20 protein-coding genes are annotated in these 16,688 nt (G+C 66.1%); 10 read left to right on the top strand and 10 right to left on the bottom strand.

What is annotated here, in order from left to right; genetic code table 11:
* Entirely contained in the window at positions 1-615 is a 615-nt protein-coding gene (locus M2390_RS07910; protein WP_259177913.1) for a TlpA disulfide reductase family protein, read from the bottom strand.
* A 2-nt stretch (positions 616-617) separates the two neighbouring features.
* Entirely contained in the window at positions 618-1,253 is a 636-nt protein-coding gene (locus M2390_RS07915) for a histidine phosphatase family protein (protein ID WP_030149194.1), read from the bottom strand.
* A 153-nt stretch (positions 1,254-1,406) separates the two neighbouring features.
* Here M2390_RS07915 and aspS point away from each other — a divergent pair, with 153 nt between their 5' ends.
* Positions 1,407-2,747 (top strand): aspartate--tRNA(Asn) ligase, encoded by a 1,341-nt coding sequence (gene aspS, locus M2390_RS07920; RefSeq protein WP_259177914.1) that lies wholly within the window; start codon positions 1,407-1,409, stop codon positions 2,745-2,747.
* A 73-nt stretch (positions 2,748-2,820) separates the two neighbouring features.
* On the opposite strand, the gene M2390_RS07925 is transcribed toward aspS, so the two are convergent.
* Complete coding sequence (locus tag M2390_RS07925; protein ID WP_259177915.1) at positions 2,821-3,273, bottom strand: DoxX family membrane protein; 453 nt, start codon at positions 3,271-3,273, stop codon at positions 2,821-2,823.
* 21 nt (positions 3,274-3,294) lie between these two features.
* On the bottom strand, positions 3,295-3,741 hold the full coding sequence (locus M2390_RS07930; RefSeq protein ID WP_259177916.1) for a DM13 domain-containing protein: 447 nt from the start codon (positions 3,739-3,741) through the stop codon (positions 3,295-3,297).
* Between the two features lie 154 nt (positions 3,742-3,895).
* Here M2390_RS07930 and M2390_RS07935 point away from each other — a divergent pair, with 154 nt between their 5' ends.
* From M2390_RS07935 to M2390_RS07950, 4 genes are all read left to right on the top strand, one after another.
* Positions 3,896-4,588 carry a response regulator transcription factor gene (locus tag M2390_RS07935; protein ID WP_259177917.1) on the top strand — a complete coding sequence of 231 codons (693 nt, stop codon included), beginning with the start codon at positions 3,896-3,898 and terminating at the stop codon, positions 4,586-4,588.
* Entirely contained in the window at positions 4,582-5,724 is a 1,143-nt protein-coding gene (locus tag M2390_RS07940) for a sensor histidine kinase KdpD (RefSeq protein WP_259177918.1), read from the top strand. The genes M2390_RS07935 and M2390_RS07940 overlap by 7 nt, the downstream gene beginning before the upstream one ends.
* A 206-nt stretch (positions 5,725-5,930) precedes the next feature.
* Complete coding sequence (locus M2390_RS07945; RefSeq protein WP_259177919.1) at positions 5,931-6,479, top strand: peroxiredoxin-like family protein; 549 nt, start codon at positions 5,931-5,933, stop codon at positions 6,477-6,479.
* Between the two features lie 176 nt (positions 6,480-6,655).
* Positions 6,656-7,591: a nucleoside hydrolase gene (locus tag M2390_RS07950; protein ID WP_030149188.1), complete on the top strand. Its 936-nt coding sequence runs from the start codon at positions 6,656-6,658 to the stop codon at positions 7,589-7,591.
* A 61-nt stretch (positions 7,592-7,652) separates the two neighbouring features.
* Here the strand turns inward: M2390_RS07950 and M2390_RS07955 are convergent, their stop codons facing one another.
* Complete coding sequence (locus M2390_RS07955) at positions 7,653-8,651, bottom strand: LacI family DNA-binding transcriptional regulator (protein WP_259177920.1); 999 nt, start codon at positions 8,649-8,651, stop codon at positions 7,653-7,655.
* A gap of 241 nt (positions 8,652-8,892) precedes the next feature.
* On the opposite strand from M2390_RS07955, the gene M2390_RS07960 reads away from it, so the two are divergent.
* Both M2390_RS07960 and M2390_RS07965 read left to right on the top strand, forming a co-directional pair.
* Positions 8,893-10,320, top strand: coding sequence for an MFS transporter (locus tag M2390_RS07960; protein ID WP_259177921.1), 1,428 nt, complete (start codon positions 8,893-8,895; stop codon positions 10,318-10,320).
* A gap of 34 nt (positions 10,321-10,354) precedes the next feature.
* Positions 10,355-11,320 carry a PfkB family carbohydrate kinase gene (locus M2390_RS07965; protein WP_259177922.1) on the top strand — a complete coding sequence of 322 codons (966 nt, stop codon included), beginning with the start codon at positions 10,355-10,357 and terminating at the stop codon, positions 11,318-11,320.
* A gap of 126 nt (positions 11,321-11,446) precedes the next feature.
* Here M2390_RS07965 and M2390_RS07970 read toward each other — a convergent pair whose 3' ends face one another.
* The 4 genes from M2390_RS07970 to M2390_RS07985 form a co-directional block, all read right to left on the bottom strand.
* Positions 11,447-11,749 carry a Dabb family protein gene (locus M2390_RS07970; protein ID WP_259177923.1) on the bottom strand — a complete coding sequence of 101 codons (303 nt, stop codon included), beginning with the start codon at positions 11,747-11,749 and terminating at the stop codon, positions 11,447-11,449.
* Between the two features lie 60 nt (positions 11,750-11,809).
* Entirely contained in the window at positions 11,810-12,070 is a 261-nt protein-coding gene (locus M2390_RS07975) for a glutaredoxin family protein (protein WP_030149183.1), read from the bottom strand.
* A 132-nt stretch (positions 12,071-12,202) separates the two neighbouring features.
* Entirely contained in the window at positions 12,203-12,301 is a 99-nt protein-coding gene (locus M2390_RS07980) for a 30S ribosomal protein bS22 (RefSeq protein ID WP_005504750.1), read from the bottom strand.
* 112 nt (positions 12,302-12,413) lie between these two features.
* Positions 12,414-12,866 (bottom strand): helix-turn-helix transcriptional regulator, encoded by a 453-nt coding sequence (locus tag M2390_RS07985; RefSeq protein ID WP_259177924.1) that lies wholly within the window; start codon positions 12,864-12,866, stop codon positions 12,414-12,416.
* Positions 12,867-12,963: 97 nt separating this feature from the next.
* Between M2390_RS07985 and M2390_RS07990 the strand changes: the two genes are divergently transcribed.
* The 3 genes from M2390_RS07990 to M2390_RS08000 all read left to right on the top strand — a co-directional run bounded on the left by M2390_RS07990 (position 12,964) and on the right by M2390_RS08000 (position 16,334).
* Positions 12,964-14,382 (top strand): TrkH family potassium uptake protein, encoded by a 1,419-nt coding sequence (locus M2390_RS07990; RefSeq protein WP_370581415.1) that lies wholly within the window; start codon positions 12,964-12,966, stop codon positions 14,380-14,382.
* A gap of 24 nt (positions 14,383-14,406) precedes the next feature.
* The gene (locus M2390_RS07995) at positions 14,407-15,078 is read left to right on the top strand and encodes a TrkA family potassium uptake protein (protein ID WP_030149180.1); all 672 of its coding nucleotides are present in this window, start codon (positions 14,407-14,409) and stop codon (positions 15,076-15,078) included.
* 89 nt (positions 15,079-15,167) lie between these two features.
* Positions 15,168-16,334 (top strand): MalY/PatB family protein, encoded by a 1,167-nt coding sequence (locus tag M2390_RS08000; protein WP_259177925.1) that lies wholly within the window; start codon positions 15,168-15,170, stop codon positions 16,332-16,334.
* Here the strand turns inward: M2390_RS08000 and M2390_RS08005 are convergent.
* Entirely contained in the window at positions 16,331-16,588 is a 258-nt protein-coding gene (locus tag M2390_RS08005) for a hypothetical protein (protein ID WP_259177926.1), read from the bottom strand. The genes M2390_RS08000 and M2390_RS08005 overlap by 4 nt on opposite strands.
* Positions 16,589-16,688: the final 100 nt, after the last annotated feature.

The raw sequence follows: 16,688 nt of genomic DNA on the forward strand, positions 1-16,688 counted from the left end.
TTATTTCTCGGCGATCGTGTCGCGGATCAGGGTGTCCAGGATCGAGCGGTCGCTGATCTTACCCAGGATGCGGGCGGACACGCGACCCTCCTTGTCGATCACCAGGGTGGTCGGTACGGCGTTGGGGCGCACCTGGCCGGTGAAAGCGAGCTTCACGGCCCCGTCGTTGATGTCGAGGATCGAGGGGTAGGTGACCCCGTAGGTCTTGTTGAAGGCCAGCGCGGTTTCGGCCTGGTCGTAGACGTTGACACCCACGAAGCTGGCACCCTTGCCGTCGTACTTCTCGTTCAGCGCCTGCAGATCGGGGGCCTCGGCACGGCAGGGCGCACAGCCCGCGTACCAGAAGTTCAGGACCACCACGTCGCCGAGCAGGTCGGCGGAGGTGATGTTCTTCCCCTCTTCGTCCTTGCCCTCATAGGACACCGGCTTTTCGCGATCCTTCGCGGCAATCTCGGTCACGCTGCCGTCGCCGGCAATGTAGTTCTTGTTGTCGGCGGAGGTGTATTCGCTGGCGAGCTTGTCGTTGGCGCAGCCGGCCAGGGTCAGCACCATCGCGAGTGCCGCGGCACCCACCATACCCGCGCGTCCCAGCTTCGAGCCTCGGAATCCGATCATCGCTATACCGCTCCTACATCCAGCGAGCCCGCAGCCAGTTCGGCCGCCGGGTCTCGATACTCCACCTCGACAAAACGGTCACCCACCTTTTCCAGGGTGGTGATGCTTGAGAGCGCGCAGCGGCGCTTGCGCGGATCGTGCCGCAGGGCCTCATCGGCGAGGTAGCGGTGCACCATCCAGATCGGAAGCTGGTGGCTGACGATCACGGCGTCGCCCGAGGAGGTGGTCTTCCAGGCGTGCTCGATGGCCGCCATCATCCGGGTCACGATCGATCCGTAGGGCTCACCCCAGCTGGGCAGATTCGGGTCGCGCAGGGCCGGCCAGTTGCGCGGGTTGAGGACCGCACGGCGCATCTGCTTGCCCTCGAAGTGGTTGTGGGGTTCGATCACGCGCTCATCCAGCACCGGGGTCAGCCCGAGCAGGGCGGCCACCGGGGCGGCGGATTCCTGGGTGCGCTGCAGCGGAGAGGCGATCAGGGTGCCGTATTTTCGATCCCGCGCCAGGAGGTCGTTGGCGGCCGCCGCGGCCATCTTGTGTCCGCGTTCGGACAGGCCAAAGCCGGGCAGGCGTCCATACAGGACTCGATCGGGATTAAAGACCTCGCCGTGACGGACGAGGTGAATCTGGGCAGCAACCACGTCCCCAGTCTACGTGGGCTCAGGCTGTGAAAACGCTCACTATGAGTTTGCCGAGAATTCGCTCCATCTCCAGGAACATCCGGTATCACGCATACGCGCCAGAAAGTAGCGGTGCGGGCCACGGGCGGGCCGGGCCTCGGCTAAGCTGGGCACGTGACTGAACGCGTATTGGTAAAAAACCTGGCGGCACTGGCCGATGGCCCCGTGACCGTATCCGGTTGGGTAGAAACTGTCCGAGACCAGAAGAAGGTCCAGTTTATTGTGCTCCGGGATGAGTCCGGCGCGGTACAGCTGGTCACCCCGGCGACCCGGGAACTGGTGGAGGACGATCCCACCTCGGCCGCGAAGCTCGCACTGACCGAGACCATTTCCGGTCTCGCTCACGGCTCCTTCGTCTCGGTCACCGGTGAACTCAAGCACGACGAGCGCGTGAAGCTCGGCGGGCTCGAGGTCAAGATTTCCTCGCTCAAGGTCCTCAGCGCGGCCAACCCGGAAACCCCGATCGCCGCCGACTCGTCGCTGGACAAGCGTCAGGACTGGCGCTTCCTCGACCTGCGTAACCCCAAGCAGAACCTGATCTTCAAGATCCAGACCACCTTCCTGCACGCGATGCGCGAGTACTGGGTCGACAACGACTTCATCGAGATCCACACCCCCAAGCTCATGGCCAGCGCCTCCGAGTCGCGCGCCGAGCTGTTTGAGGTCGAGTACTTCGACACCACCGCATACCTGGCGCAGAGCCCGCAGTTCTTCAAGCAGATGGCTCAGTCCGCCGGCTTCGGCAAGATCTTCGAGGTGGGCCCGGCCTTCCGCGCCGACCCCTCCTTCACCAGCCGTCATGCTACTGAGTTCACCTCCGTGGACTCGGAGATCAGCTGGATCGAGAGCCACGAAGACGTCATGAAGCTGCACGAGGACCTGATCGTCGCCGGTTTCAGCGCGGTCAAGGCCAAGCACGGCGAGGCCATCAAGGAACTCTTCGACGTCGAGGTCACCGTCCCGGCTACCCCGTTCCCCCGTATTCCGCTGGCCGAGGCCAAGGAAATCATCAAGGAGCGCGGCTACGAGGTTCCGCGTTCGGATGACGACATGGACCCCGAGGGTGAGCGTCAGATCGCCGCCTACGTGCGCGAGACCTACGGCCACGAGTTCGTGTTCCTGACCGACTACGCCGCCTCGATCCGCCCGTTCTACCACATGCGTCACGCGGACAACCCGGGCCTCACCAACTCCTACGACCTGATCTTCAACGGCGTGGAAATCTCGACCGGCGCTCAGCGTGAGCACCGCGTCGACGTCCTGGAAGCTCAGATGCGCGATAAGGGCATGGAGCCCAAGGAGCTCGACTTCTACCTCGACTTCTTCCGCTACGGCGCACCGAGCCACGGTGGATTCGGCATGGGCCTGGCCCGCGTGCTGATGCTCATGCTGCACGAGTCGAGCATCCGCGAGGTCACCTACCTGTTCCGCGGCCCGACCCGTCTGGCCCCGTAACCCTCGCTTAATCAGACGAAGGCCCGTTCCGCAGATGCGGAACGGGCCTTCGTAGTCTCGGGGGCGTATCCCGCTATCCTCGGGGCTTCCTCCACCGCCGCCACAGCGCGGGCAGCGAGAGGGTTCCCGCGGCCAGCGGCCAGGCAATCACCGGGATCGCCAGCAGGATCATGATCGGGTACTGGGCGATCAGCTGATCGGCGAGCCAGTAGGAGACCAGCAGCGCGCTGCCGGCCGCCGCGATCCAGCGCGGCAGCACCCCCAGGATCAGCAGGATGCCCAGACCGAGTTCCAGGGCGGGCATCAGAATCCCGAAGAATCCCGATCCTGGACCGAGAATATGCTCGGTGAAGAATTTATAGAATTCGGGCACCCGCGGGTTTTTGGAGGTGCTTCCCACCACCAGCAGGATGTCGGCCTGGCCGAACCCGGCGCGGTACTTGGTGATGCCCTCACCCAGCCAGAGAATACCGAGCACGACCCGGGCCACGGAGGCGGCGACCGCCGCGAGACGTTGGGAAAACACGGCGGTCACCGATCCCACCGCCTAGGCCAGGGGTGCGGCGCCGAAGACCGCCAGGGCCTTGTCGCAGTGCACCACGACGTACTTGAAGTCGCCGGCCTTGACGCCGTCGAGCTTGAAGGTCTGCGAGGCGGCATCAAACTTGACCGCACCCAGGGTGGTTCCCGCGGTCACCGCAGCCTCGTCGGTGCCGTTGGTCAGGTAGAGGTGCAGATCGGGGCCCTCATCGGAGGAGAAGCCGGACAGGGTCAGGGTGTCGCCGTCGATCTTCGCGGTGCCGGCCACCTTCTTGTCGTTGAGCCCGGCGAAGGTTCCGCTGAGGCTCGCGGTGGCGGGGGTCGTGGCCTCGGCCGAGTGCGAGGCGGCGGGCTTGCTCGCCCCGGTGTCGGAGGAGGGCGAGCTACATGCGCTCAGGCCCGCGGTGAGGGCGATGGCTGCTGCGGCGGTGACGATGACGGTCTTGATGCGCATGATGTGGGTCCTTTCGATGGTGAACAACTTGCGTGATCAACAGCCAATCAATTCGGCCCCACCCCCGGAGCGGATATAACAGGGCCGTAAGCGCATATTTCATTCCCGTAAGAATTCAGGGTTCGCGCGGGATCCCCGGGTTAGTCTCGGACCTGTGGAATCGAAACCGCGTGTGATGCTGATTGAGGACGACCCAACCGTACGAACGGTGGTCGCCGATTTCCTGCGCGCCGCCGGGCTCGATCTGTCCGAGTATGGCGACGGAAACACAGCGGCCGCCGCGGTGCGCGAGCGCATCCCCGACCTGCTGATCGTGGACCGCATGCTTCCCGGCAAGAGCGGCGATGAGCTGTGCCGCGAGGTGCGCGGTTACTCGGACGTCCCGATCATGATGCTCACCGCCCTCTCGGCGGTGGACCAGCGCATCGAGGGCCTGGAACACGGGGCCGACGACTATGTGGCCAAACCGTTCTCGCTGCGCGAGCTCCAGCTGCGCGCCGAGGCGCTGCTGCGTCGACGTGCCACCGTGGGGGCCGCGGCGATGATCGTGCACGGCGACTTCCGCATCGACCCGGTGCACCGACGAGCCTGGGCGCATGAGCGCGAGATCACGCTGACCGCCCGCGAATACGAACTCTTCCTCTACCTGCTGGCCAATCCCGGCCGCGATATCGGTCGCGATGAGCTGCTGCGCGAGGTGTGGGGCTGGGGCTTCGGCGATCCCTCCACGGTGACCGTGCACGTACGCCGCCTGCGCGAGAAGATCGAACCCGACCCGCGCTTCCCCTGCCACCTGAAAACCGTGTGGGGTGCCGGATACCGTTTCTTTGTGGAGGCGTCATGCTGAGCGTTTCCGATCTCTGCCTGATCGTCTTCACCACGGCCGCGTGCACCGCGGCGGTCTCGCTCCTGGCCTGGGGCGCGCTGCACCTCAACCGGCGCGGATCGATCGCCTCCCAGTTTGTGATCGTGACCGTGGCCGCGGTGGTGGCCGTGGCCGTATCCACGATCGTGGTGCTGATCGAGATGCTGTTCTCCGAACACGACCTCACCGTACTCGCCTGGCTGCTCGGCGTCGCCGCGCTGATGAGCATGGCGGCCGCCTGGCTGATGACCACCCGGGTGGTGCGCCGCTCCACCGGGCACCTGCTGGATTCAACCCGGCGGATCGCCGACGGACACGTAGTGGATCCCGAAAATCCCGGCTGGCGAGAGTTTGCCGCGCTCTCCGAGGAACTCGCCGATACCTCACGTAAGCTCGCCGATGCCCGCGCCGAAATCACCCGGCTGGACGCCGCCCGACGCGAGTTTTTTGTCTGGATCTCCCACGATCTGCGCACCCCGATGGCCGGCATCCGGGCGCTGGCCGAGGCGATGGAGGCGGGGGTCGCCGAGCGTCCGGTCGAGTACAGCCGCCAGATCCGCGAGCGGGTCGACGCGATGGGCCTGATGGTGGATGATCTCTTCGCCCTGGCCCGGATCGAATCGGGCACCCTGGACCTCCGCCGCGAACTGGTGGACCTGCTCGACCTGGTCTCCGATGCGGTCTCCGACGTGCAGCACGTGGCCGCCGCCCGCGGTATCCGGATCGAGCAGCGCGGGGTCGAGGGTCACACGCTCTGGGGTGATCCCCGCGAGCTGACCCGGGCGATTGGCAACCTGCTGGCCAACGGCATCCGGCACGCCCCCGACCACTCGGAAATCCTGGTGTCGGCCACGACCCTCGAGGACGGCCACCTGGTGCTCAGCATCCTCGATCACGGCAGCGGCGTCTCGACCGAGGACCTGGGCCGCATGTTCGACGTGGGCTGGCGCGGCGACGCCGCCCGCACCGCCGAACCCGCCGGAACCCAGGGTGGCGCGGGCCTCGGCCTCGCCATTGTGCGCGGCATCGTGCAGGCCCACGGTGGCGATGTGAGTGCCCGCTTGGTGAGCGACGGCTTCTGCCTGGACATCACGCTGCCCACCGAGTCCGGCCGCTAGGCCACCCCCATCACACAGCACCACCCCCGGGCCACAGAGTCCGGCCACTAGTCCCCCCTCACACAGCACCACCCCCGGGCCACAGACCCCGGCCACTAGGCCGCGCTTCCCCACACACTTCCCCGGCACCCGGCCGGGGCTGATTGGAGTACCCTCATGTCCGAAAACGCCTCCCCTCCCCCGAAATCTCGCCCACCGCCGATCCCGTGCACGAGGCCCCCGGTCTACCCCTGGGCTCAGCGTTTCCCGATGCCCGACTGCTCGGGCCGCACGGCGAGCCCACCACGTTCGCGGCGGTGCGCGGGGACCGACCGGCGGTTGTGGTGTTTTATCGCGGGGCATGGTGCCCCTACTGCAATGTGATCCTGGCACGCTATCGAAACGAGCTGGCCGGACCGCTGCGCGAGGCCGGTATCGCGCTGATTGCGCTGAGCCCGCAAACCCCGGACGGATCGCTGAGCATCACCGAAAAGAACGATCTGGACTTCGATGTACTCTCCGACCCCGGCAACACGCTGGCCACCGCACTCGGGATCCTGCTGCACCTGGACGAGCAGGCTCAGGAGCTCTATCGCGGACACGGCGTGGACTTCTCCGAGGTCAACGCCGACGGCACCGCGGTCCTCCCCCTGCCCACCGTCGCCATCCTGTCGGCCACCGGGACCCTGGAGTGGATCGAGACTTTCGCCGACTTTACCCAGCGCACCGAACCCGCCACCATCCTGGCCGCGCTAGAGTCCGCGACCCTGCGCTAGGTTAACCCCGGTCCACGGCCGGTGCCCGCATCCGCCACGGTGTGGACACCGGCCGTTTGTCTGCCCCAATCCTGTGTGTGCGCCCACCCATCGAGGCATCGGCTTGACCCGCTTCCAAATTTGTGTAATCGTTTACGCATAGCTTGGCTTCTGGCCCCCGATCAATGGAGAGAAAAATGCCAATTCCGGTCATCCTGGACTGCGACCCCGGCCACGACGATGTGTTCGCGATCTGGCTCGCCGCGGGAAACCCCGCACTCGATCTGAAGGCCATCACGACCGTCAGCGGTAACGGCTACCTCGAGCACACCACCCACAATGCGCGCGTCGCCTGCACCGTCGCCGGCATCACCGGCGTGCCGATCGCCGCCGGCGCGGCCGAGCCGCTTGAGCGCAAGCTCACCCCCGGCACCTGGATCCACGGCGAGAACGCCCTCGGTGGCCCCGTGCTGCCCGAGGTGACCGTGCCGCTGGATGAGCGCTCGGCCATCGAGCTGATCGCCGACACCGTGCGCGCCTCGGAGGAGAAGATCACCCTGATCCCCACCGGCCCGCTCACCAATATCGCCCACTTTGTGCGCACCTACCCCGAGCTGCTGGAGCGGATCGAGCGGATCGTCTGGATGGGCGGCTCGACCGGCCGCGGCAACTGCGGTGCCGCCTACGCCGAGTTCAACGCCTGGGCCGATCCCGAGGCCGTAGACGTGGTGCTGAAGTCGGGCATCGACTTCACCATGGTGGGTCTGAACATCACCCACCAGGCCCTGATCACCCAGGACGTGCGCAGCCGTATCCGCAACCTCGGCAACGAGACCGGCGTCTTCGGCGCCGAGCTGCTGGAGTTCTTCTGCAACTCCTATAACGATGTCGAGGGCATGCCCGATGGCCCCCTGCACGACCCGGTGGCCGTGGCTCTGGTCATCGATGCGGCCGTGGCCACCACCGTCCACACCCGCGTGGATGTCGAGCTGGTGGGCACCGAGACCGCCGGGGCGACCTGCGTGGACCTGCACGACATGCTCAAGCGCGAGAAGAACGCCCACGTGGCGATCGACCTCGACGTGGACCGGTTCTGGAGCCTCGTTGAGGGTGCCGTCGCAACCCTGAAGTAGTCTCAAAAACGGCTGTGACCCGCGGAATTCCGCGGGTCACAGCCGTAACTACGTACGCGGGTTACGGCCGACTCGTGGACTCGCGCACCACGAGCTGCGGGGCGATCCGACTGTAGACGGTCGGGGCATCCCGATCCTCGGTGCGCAGCACCAGCGCGCGGATGGCCTCGCGGGCCAGCGCGGCGATCGGCTGCACCACCGAGGTCAGCGGCGGGTCGGTGATCTCGGCCAGCAGGGTGTCATCGAATCCGGTGAGCAGGGTGTCGCGCGGCACCCGCTTGCCCGCCGCGCGCAGTGCTCCCAGCACCCCCACTGCGATCAGGTCGTCACCGCAGACGATCGCGTCCGGGAGCTCACCCCGGGCCACCAGCGCGGCCCCGGCCTCGAGTCCATACTCGCGAGAGAAGTTTCCAAAAATGGGCTCGTGCACATCGAGCCCCGCGGATGCCCGGGCGAAGGCCAACCGGCGTTCGCGCCCCACCGAGGTGTTGTCATTGGCGCCGATATAGACGATCGAGCGCACACCCTGCTCACGCAGGTGGGCGATCACCAGGTCGATGCCGCGGTCGTTATCCACCCCGATAAAGTCGCTGGCCAGACCCTCGACCCGGCGGTCCAGCTGCACCAGCGGGATTCGGGCGGCGGTCTTAATCAGCGCCTCGCTGGACCCCCGCGCATCCGAGGGCACCACGATCACGCCCTCGACCCGGCCCCCCAGCAGCAGATCGAGCCGTCTCGCCTCGCGCTCAATCTCGCCGTGAGAGTCGGCGATGATCAGCTCCAGATCCTGCTCCTGTAACTCGGCCTCAACCGCGTGCACCACCTGCGCATAAAACGGGTTACCCACCACGGGGATGATCATGCCGATGGTGCGATTGCTGCCCTCGCGCAACGCGCGCGCGGCCGCATTGACCTGGTATCCGAGGCGTTCGGCGGTGCGCTTGACCAGCGCCTGGGTCTTCCGAGAGACCCGATCCTTGCCCGCCAGGGCGCGGGAGGCGGTCGCGATCGAGACGCCCGCCGCATCGGCCACGTCCTGCAGGCGAACTTCCGCACTCATCCCGGACCCTTTCGCTGGAAATTGGAGAATTCCCAGCCTATCGGCAACCCCCGAAGGAATCCCGCGTTGCCGAAGTGGATGTTGTGGGGTATTCTCTGTGTAAACGATTACGCAAACATGCGGAAAACGAGTCCATTTCGTTCCCCGCGGGGTCGCGCAATCCACACCACAACTCCCCAAACCTCGGGCCCGCACGCGAATCTCGCGTAGGGTCTAACCTCACAACGAAGTGGACTATCCGATGAGCACTCCCCTCACCAGCCGAGGCCCCGCCCTCGCGCCCCGGACCGCGAGCGTCACCGCGCTCATGGTCGCGCTGCTAGCCTCGTGTTTCGCGTTCCAGCTCAACGCCAGCATGCTCAGCCCCGCCCTGGTTACCATCGAGCATGAGCTCGGGGCCACCGGTGCGCAGGTCGCGCTGACTCAGACCGCCTTCTTCACCTCGGCCGCGCTGACCACCCTGTTCCTCCCGCACCTGGGCGACCTGATCGGCCGCCGCAAGGTTCTGGTCGCAATGCTCATCGTGATGGCACTGGGCTGCGTGATCGCCGCCCTCGCCACCAATATCCCGATGCTGCTGATCGGCCGCGTCATCCAGGGCGCCTCGGGCCCCGTGGTCCCGATGTGCCTGCTGATGCTGCGCTCTCAGGTGACCGAACCCAAGAAGTACGGCACCCTGCTGGGTGTGGTGACCGCCGTCAACGGTGGGATCGCCGGCGTGGACGCGCTGGCCGGTGGCTGGCTCGCCGGCAACTTCGGCTTCGCCTCGATCTTCTGGGTCATGGGTGCCGTCGCCCTGCTCGCCGCGATCTTCGTCCGCTTCATGGCTCCCGAGAGCCTCGGCGGAACCGCCGGCAAGATGGACTGGTGGGGCTCGGCCCTGCTGGTCATCTCGGTGGGTGCCGCGCTGATCATGATCAACGAGATCGGCAACCTGGCCGCCGCCAACTGGGCACTCGTGGCAATCCTCGCCGTGGTGACCGCCGTGTCCTTCTGGCTGTTCTGGCGTCTGGAGAACCGCAGCGCCCACCCGCTGGTGGCCCCCGCTCAGCTCAAGCACCGCTCCACCTGGGCGCTGGCCAGCACCTCGCTGCTGACCCTCGCCGGCGTCTTCGCCGTGATGAACGGTATCCTGCCCGCCCTCGCCCAGGACACCGAGGTCGGCCTCGGGCTCGGTGCCGGCGAGGTGGCCTGGTGGACACTGACCCCCTACGCCCTCGCGGGCCTACTGATGGGCCCGGTTTCGGGTCGCCTGGCCGCGAGCTTCGGCTACCTGCGCATGCTGCGCATTGGGCTGAGCTTCACCGTACTCGGCATCGTGGCGATGGTCTTCACCGTCGGCAGCGACATCCGCGTGATCATCCTGCTGCTCTCGATCGCGATCGGCATCAGCTACGCCGGTATCGGCAACATCATGATCAACGGCCTGGGCGTGGTGCTCTCCCCCAAGGAGGCCCCGGGCTCGCTGCCGGGTCTGAACACCGGTGCGATCAACCTCGGCGCGGGCGTCTCGTTCGCGGTGATCTACGCGGTCCAGACCGCATTCTCCGGCGGCGGAACCGCGGCCGGTTACCAGGCGGCCATGGTGGCCGGGGCGATCCTGCTTGTGGGCGCACTGCTCATGTCCAGCCTGATTCCCCGCCCGACCAACGCCGAAATCTCCCGCTAGCGCGCGCTGGCATCCCCAACCCCAAGGAATAGTAATGACCCCCTCCCCCGGGACCCTTATCGTTGTCGGCTCACTCAACCTGGATCTCTCGGTGCAGACCCCGCGTCTGCCCGGACCCGGCGAGACCGTGACCGGAAACGAACTGCGCTTTTCCCCCGGGGGCAAGTCATCCAATCAGGCCGCGGCGGCCGCCCTGCTGGGCGGCACCGTGAGCCTGGTCGGCGCGGTGGGCGACGATGAGTTTGCCGACCGGGTGCTCTCCTCGGCGAATGCGTTCGGGGTGGATACCACCCAGGTCGAGCGGATCGCCGACTGCGCGACCGGTGCCGCCCTGATCGCCGTGGATGCCGAGGGCGAAAACAACATCATCATCGCGCCGGGGGCCAACGCCCAGCTTGCGGCGACCCATGTGGACGCGGTCCCGGCTACCCTGTGGGATGAGGCGTCGGTACTGACACTGGCTCTGGAGGTTTCCCCGGAAACCGTGCTGGCCGCCGCCCGGCGGGCACGGGCCCACGACGTGCAGGTGGTGCTGAATCCCTCGCCGCTGCGCGAGCTGGAGCCCGAGCTCCTGGAACTGACCGATCTGCTGGTGCTCAACGAGCATGAGCTGGCCGGGCTGATTGGGATCGATCCCGAGGCTCCGATCGCCGGCGCCCACGCGCTTGAGGCGCTGGGTGCGCTGGGGATTTCACGCTGCGTGATCACCCTGGGACGCGCGGGTGCGCTGGTCCTTGATGCCACAGCGACGGCCGGCGAACAGGTCATGCCGATTCCGGCATATGTCGTGGATGCGGTGGATACCACGGGCTGCGGGGACGCCTTTACCGGTGCGCTGGCCCACGCCCTGGCCGGCGGTGCCACGCTGATCGAGGCAACCCGACTCGGGGCACTGGTCGGTGCGTTCGCGGCGCGCGGGGCCGGAGCACAGGTCTCCTACCCGACCGCGGCGGCCCTGGAAGCCTTCGGCGCGGAGGCACACACGGCGCGCGCCGCCTAACGCGACCCGAATCGGCGATCCGATCCTGCTACCCTCGGCAACAACTCGGCGGCAGCTGGTCTTCGGCTCGATACGATAACGGCCCGAACACACATGGTGTGTTCGGGCCGTTGTCGTATCTGTGGGTTAGACCGCGAAGTCGATCGAGGCGCGCTCGGTGACGCGGGGCTTGACGTACTCGACCACCTTGAGGTGCTCGGGGTGGACCTGGTAGGCGGCGAGGGCCTCGGCGTCGTCCAGCTCGGATTCGAGGATGATGTCCCAGTTGTTCTCCGGGTACAGGCTGTTAGCGTGCACGCTCAGGGCACGCAGGCCCGGTACAACGCCCACGAGGGCTTCCAGGTTGGTGCGGATACCCTCGACGTCTGCGGCGCGCGTAGCGGCGTCCTCGGCGGCGAGCTTCCAGGTGACAAAGTGGCGGACGGTCATGATTCTCCTTGAGCCGGGCATCGCGAGGTGCGATGTGGTGGTGCCCGGCGGATGCCGGGGCTACAGGGCGGCGTCGAGCGCGGCGCGCAGTCGCGCCGCGTCCACTCGCCAGTAGGTGTGCTGCTTACCATCAACAAGCAGCACGGGGATTTCTTCCCAGTGTCGGTCGTGGAGCTCGGAATCGTCAAGAATCGAGAGTTCTTCCAACGTAATGTCGGCCCGGTCGGCGTACTCGCCCATCACCTGGGTGACGGTGTCCTTGGCGTCTTCGCACAGGTGGCAGCCGGGTTTTCCAATCAGGGTCAGCGCGATCGAAGTCATGTTTCCACCCTAAACCCGGTACCCGCCCCGGCGGCTGTGAAGTCGCAAAAACATCGTGCGTCGCGGTTGGCGTTGCTCTTTAACGCCAAAAAGCGCCGTCCCAGAGGGAGGGCGCTTACTGGCGCGTTGCGTCTACTTCTTGTTGCGGCGCTGGTGACGAGTCTTACGAAGCAGCTTGCGGTGCTTCTTCTTCGACATACGCTTGCGGCGCTTCTTGATAACAGAACCCATGTAGGACCTCACATAAAGATTGGGCAGAGGACGCGAGAGCCACGGCCAGCTTAAAAATACCTCCGGTTAGTGTACCCGATTCTGGGGCGACGCGCGCACGCGCCGGTTTTCACTAGGAGTCGGAGCCCTTATTTCCGCCGAGTTTCTTGACCACGGCCTGGACCGCGGACTCCACTCGATGGGTTCCGGCGGCGGCCGCCTGACCGATTGCATCGGCCACCTGACGGGCCTGCGCGGGCAGGCTGGCGGCCAGGGTCAGGACGTCTTCGGTGACGGCTTCGCCGCCGAGCAGCGGCAGCAGCCAGTCCTCGACGTCTTCCAGGGGATCGGGCGAGAGCCGGTAGAACCGGTGCTGTCCCTCTTCGCGCACGGTCACCAGGTTGGCCTCGCGCAGCACCTTGAGGTGCTTGGAAACCGTGGGCTGGCTCAGCCCCAGCGCGGTCACGATTTCGGACACGCTGGTGCCCTGCTCACCCGTGCCGACCTCGGCCTGGCTGCGCTGGTGCAGGAGGTTGAGAATATCGCGCCGGGTGGCGTCCGCGATCACGTCGAAAATGTCTGCCATGTCCCCAGGCTACTCAGTCCGGGGACGGGATACCATGACTACCACCCGGCTTTGCATGAATCCGGGGTCGTATTTTTTTGAACGTGGGGAGGAAATCGTGGCGCAACGCCCAACTGTGAGTGGCTTTGGCCGGCTCAAGGAGGCGTGGAATACCGCGATTGGACACTCCCCTTCTCGATTCGCGATCGGCGTCTTTACGCTGCTGATTTTGCTGTTCACGCTGCTATTTTCGCTGCCGATCGCCTCGGCTTCGGGCACGGTGACCCCGCTTGCGGATGCGCTGTTCACCGCGGTCTCGGTGATCTGTGTCACCGGCTTGTCCACCGTGGATATGTCCACCCACTGGTCGGCCGCCGGAAATGTATTTGTTTATGTCGGAGTGCAGATCGGCGCGGTCGGCGTGTTGACCCTGGCGTCGATCCTGGGCATGATCATCTCGCGCAAGCTGGGTCTGCGGGCCAAGTTGATCGCCGCCGGGGACACCAACCCAATGCGCATGCACCACGGTCCGGTGGCCGAGGGTCAGGCGATCCGGCTGGGGGAAATCGGTAGCCTGCTGCTCACCGTGGCCACCAGCCTGATCGTGATCGAGGGTGCGGTGGCCCTGCTGCTGTTCCCCCGCATGCTGATTGACGGGGTGGATCCGGGCACCGCTGCCTGGCAGAGCTTCTACTATTCGGCGATGGCGTTTACCAATACCGGGTTCACACCCAATGCGGCGGGCCTGGGCAGCTTCAGTAACGACTATTTCTTCCTCGGCATCCTGGCGGTCGGGGTGTTCCTGGGGGCGCTGGGTTTCCCGGTGATCTTTGCGCTGCGCAAGAACCTGTTCCACCCGCGTAAGCTCCCGCTGCACGCCAAGCTCACGATTGTGACCACGCTGATTCTGGTGGTGGCCGGGGCGATCGTGTTTACGGTCCTGGAGTTTGATAACCGGAAAACCCTCGGCGGGATGAACGCGGGTGATACCGCGTTCCAATCGTTTTTCCTGTCGGTGATGACCAGGTCGGGCGGATTCAACGCCATCGAGATCGGGGATCTGAACGGCTCCAGCAAGCTGGTCGCCTCGATGCTGATGTTTATCGGTGGCGGCTCGGCCTCGACCGCCGGCGGCATCAAGGTCACGACCCTGGCGGTGCTGTTCCTGGCAGCCTGGGCCGAAGCCAAGGGAAACCCGGACATGGAGGCCTTCGGGCGTCGGATCCCCCAGGATGTGGTGCGGGTGGCGCTCTCGGTGGTGTTCTGGGGTGCGGCGATCGTGGCGATTGCCACGATCATCCTGATCCAGATGACCAAGGATCCCCTGGAAAACGTGCTCTTTGACGTGGTCTCGGCCTTCGGCACGGTGGGCCTCTCGACCGGCCTAACCGAAACCCTGGACGATCCGGGGAAGTACGTGCTCGCGGTGACCATGCTGCTCGGACGGGTGGGCACCGTGACCCTCGCCGCCGCGGTTGCGGCATCGACAAGCTCTAAACTCTATAGGCGCCCCGAAGAGCGCCCGATCGTGGGCTAGGGCCCCGAAAGGACAGGTGACACCATGGTTGATCGAATCAAGCACGACGCTCCGGTTCTCGTGATCGGTCTCGGCCGGTTTGGGGCCGCATGTGCAGGGGAGCTGGACCGTCTGGACCGCGAGGTGCTGGCGATCGATACCGACATGGAGCTGGTGCAGAAGTGGTCGGATCGGGTGACGCACACGGTCCAGGCCGACGCCCGCAATATCGAGGCGCTCAAGCAGATCGGCGCGCAGGACTTCTCCATCGCCGTGGTTGCCGTGGGCTCCTCGATCGAGGCGAGTGTGCTGATCACCGCAAACCTGGTGGACCTCAAGGTGCCGCAGATCTGGGCGAAGGCCGTCTCGCAGTCGCACGGCAAGATCCTGGCCCGGGTGGGCGCAAACCACGTGATCTATCCCGAAGCGGAGGCCGGGGAGCGCACCGCGCACCTGGTGAGCGGACGGATGCTCGACTTCATTCAGTTCGATGACGACTTTGCGCTGGTCAAGATGTATCCGCCCAAGCCCATCCGAGGGATGAGCCTGGACGAGTCGGGCGTGCGTACCAAGTACAACATCACGGTGGTCGGGGTGAAGTCTCCGGGTAAGCCGTTCACCTATGCGACCGCCAACACCGTGGTGTCCAACCACGACCTGGTCATCGTGTCGGGGACCTCGGCGGATATCGAACGCTTCGCGGCGCTGGGTTCCTAGCCGGGCGCACGTCCCCCACATTGCGATGCGTGACGTTGCATGACGTCCGCCCTAGACGCACCGGGGTGACAGCGCGCATCCTGAGATGCATGAACAATCAGCTCTCGAGTGATCCGGTGGCGCAGCTGCGTAGCGCGCGCTCCTCGATCAAGTGGACCCGTTATCCGGCCGACGTCCTCCCGCTGTTTGTTGCCGAGATGGACTACCCCGTGGCCGCTCCGATCACCGCGGAACTGATTGCCCGGGTTGGAGCCTCGGACCTCGGTTACGTGGATGGTCCGGGTCCGCTGACCGCCGCGTTCTCGCGTTTTTCCACCGAGCGGTGGGGCTGGACCCCGGATCCCGAGCGGGTGCGGATCGCCACCGATGTGAGTGTGGGCATCGTCGAGACCCTGCGCTACGGCCTGCGCGCCGAGGCGAACGTGGTCATCACGCCGCCGGTGTATCCGCCCTTCTATGAGCTGGTCGAGGAGGCCGGGCATCAGCGCGTTGAGGTACCCCTGATCGAAACCGACGGCACCTGGACCCTGGATCTGGCGGGCCTGGAGGCGGCGTTTGCCGCCGGTGCCGACGCCTTCCTGCTGTGCAACCCGCACAACCCGATCGGGATCGTACACACCCGTGATGAGCTGTCTGCCATTGCCGCCCTAGCCGCCCGCTACGGCGTGCTGGTCATCAGCGACGAGGTGCACGGCCCGCTGGCCCATCCGGGCCACCCGTTCACGCCGTTCCTGGCGGTGGCCGGGGAACACGGGGCATCGGCGGTCACCGTGACCTCGGGCTCGAAGGGCTGGAACCTCGCCGGGGCCAAGTGTGCGCTGGTGATCGCCGGTGACGCGATCACCACCGAGGTCGTGGATCGTTTCCCCGAGGAGGTGGCCTGTCGGGCCAGCATCCTGGGTGTGCACGCCAACACCGTTGCCTTCTCGTGTACCGACTGGTTGGACGACACCGTCACCAAGATCGTCGAGAACGACCGCTTGCTCGCCTCACTCTTTGCCGAACACCTCCCCGCCGCCACCTATGTCCGCCCGCAGTCCAGCTATCTCGGCTGGCTTGATCTGCGGCCGCTGGGACTGGGGGACGACCCCGCCGCCTTCCTGATCACCCACGCCCGTGTCGCGCTCAACGCCGGGCACACCTACGGGGATTCGGGCCGTGGCTTCGCCCGGATCAACCTGGCCTGCGATCCCGATGTGCTGCGCGCCGCCGTGGAGCGCATCGCCGCCGCTACCGCCCTGGTGGTGGCCGCCTAGTCCCGCTTTTCGTCTCGGAAATCCTCGGGCAGACTATGGGCCCGATCGTTGGCAATAATCTCGCCTGAGCGTTCCTGCGCGGCCGGTGCCCAGCCGTACGCGTCCGTGACTGCGGCGTCGGCAAACGGACGCAACGCCCCGCGAGCGCTACGTCGGGTGCGGCGACGCGTGATGACCCGGATGGTCACAACAAGCAGCGCTCCTCCCACCAGCGCGCAGAGAACAAAGCTCATCCACTCCGACAGTACGTCCATGCGGTTCCCCTCCCCCGGGTGCCACGTACGCCTCACACGCGGAGGCTTCCCCACCCAGGGTAGCCGGGCACGGCGGGCGACACGGCCTGTGCGGCGAGAT

Source organism: Mycetocola sp. BIGb0189 (assembly GCF_024810155.1).
GTDB classification, from domain to species: domain Bacteria; phylum Actinomycetota; class Actinomycetes; order Actinomycetales; family Microbacteriaceae; genus Mycetocola; species Mycetocola lacteus.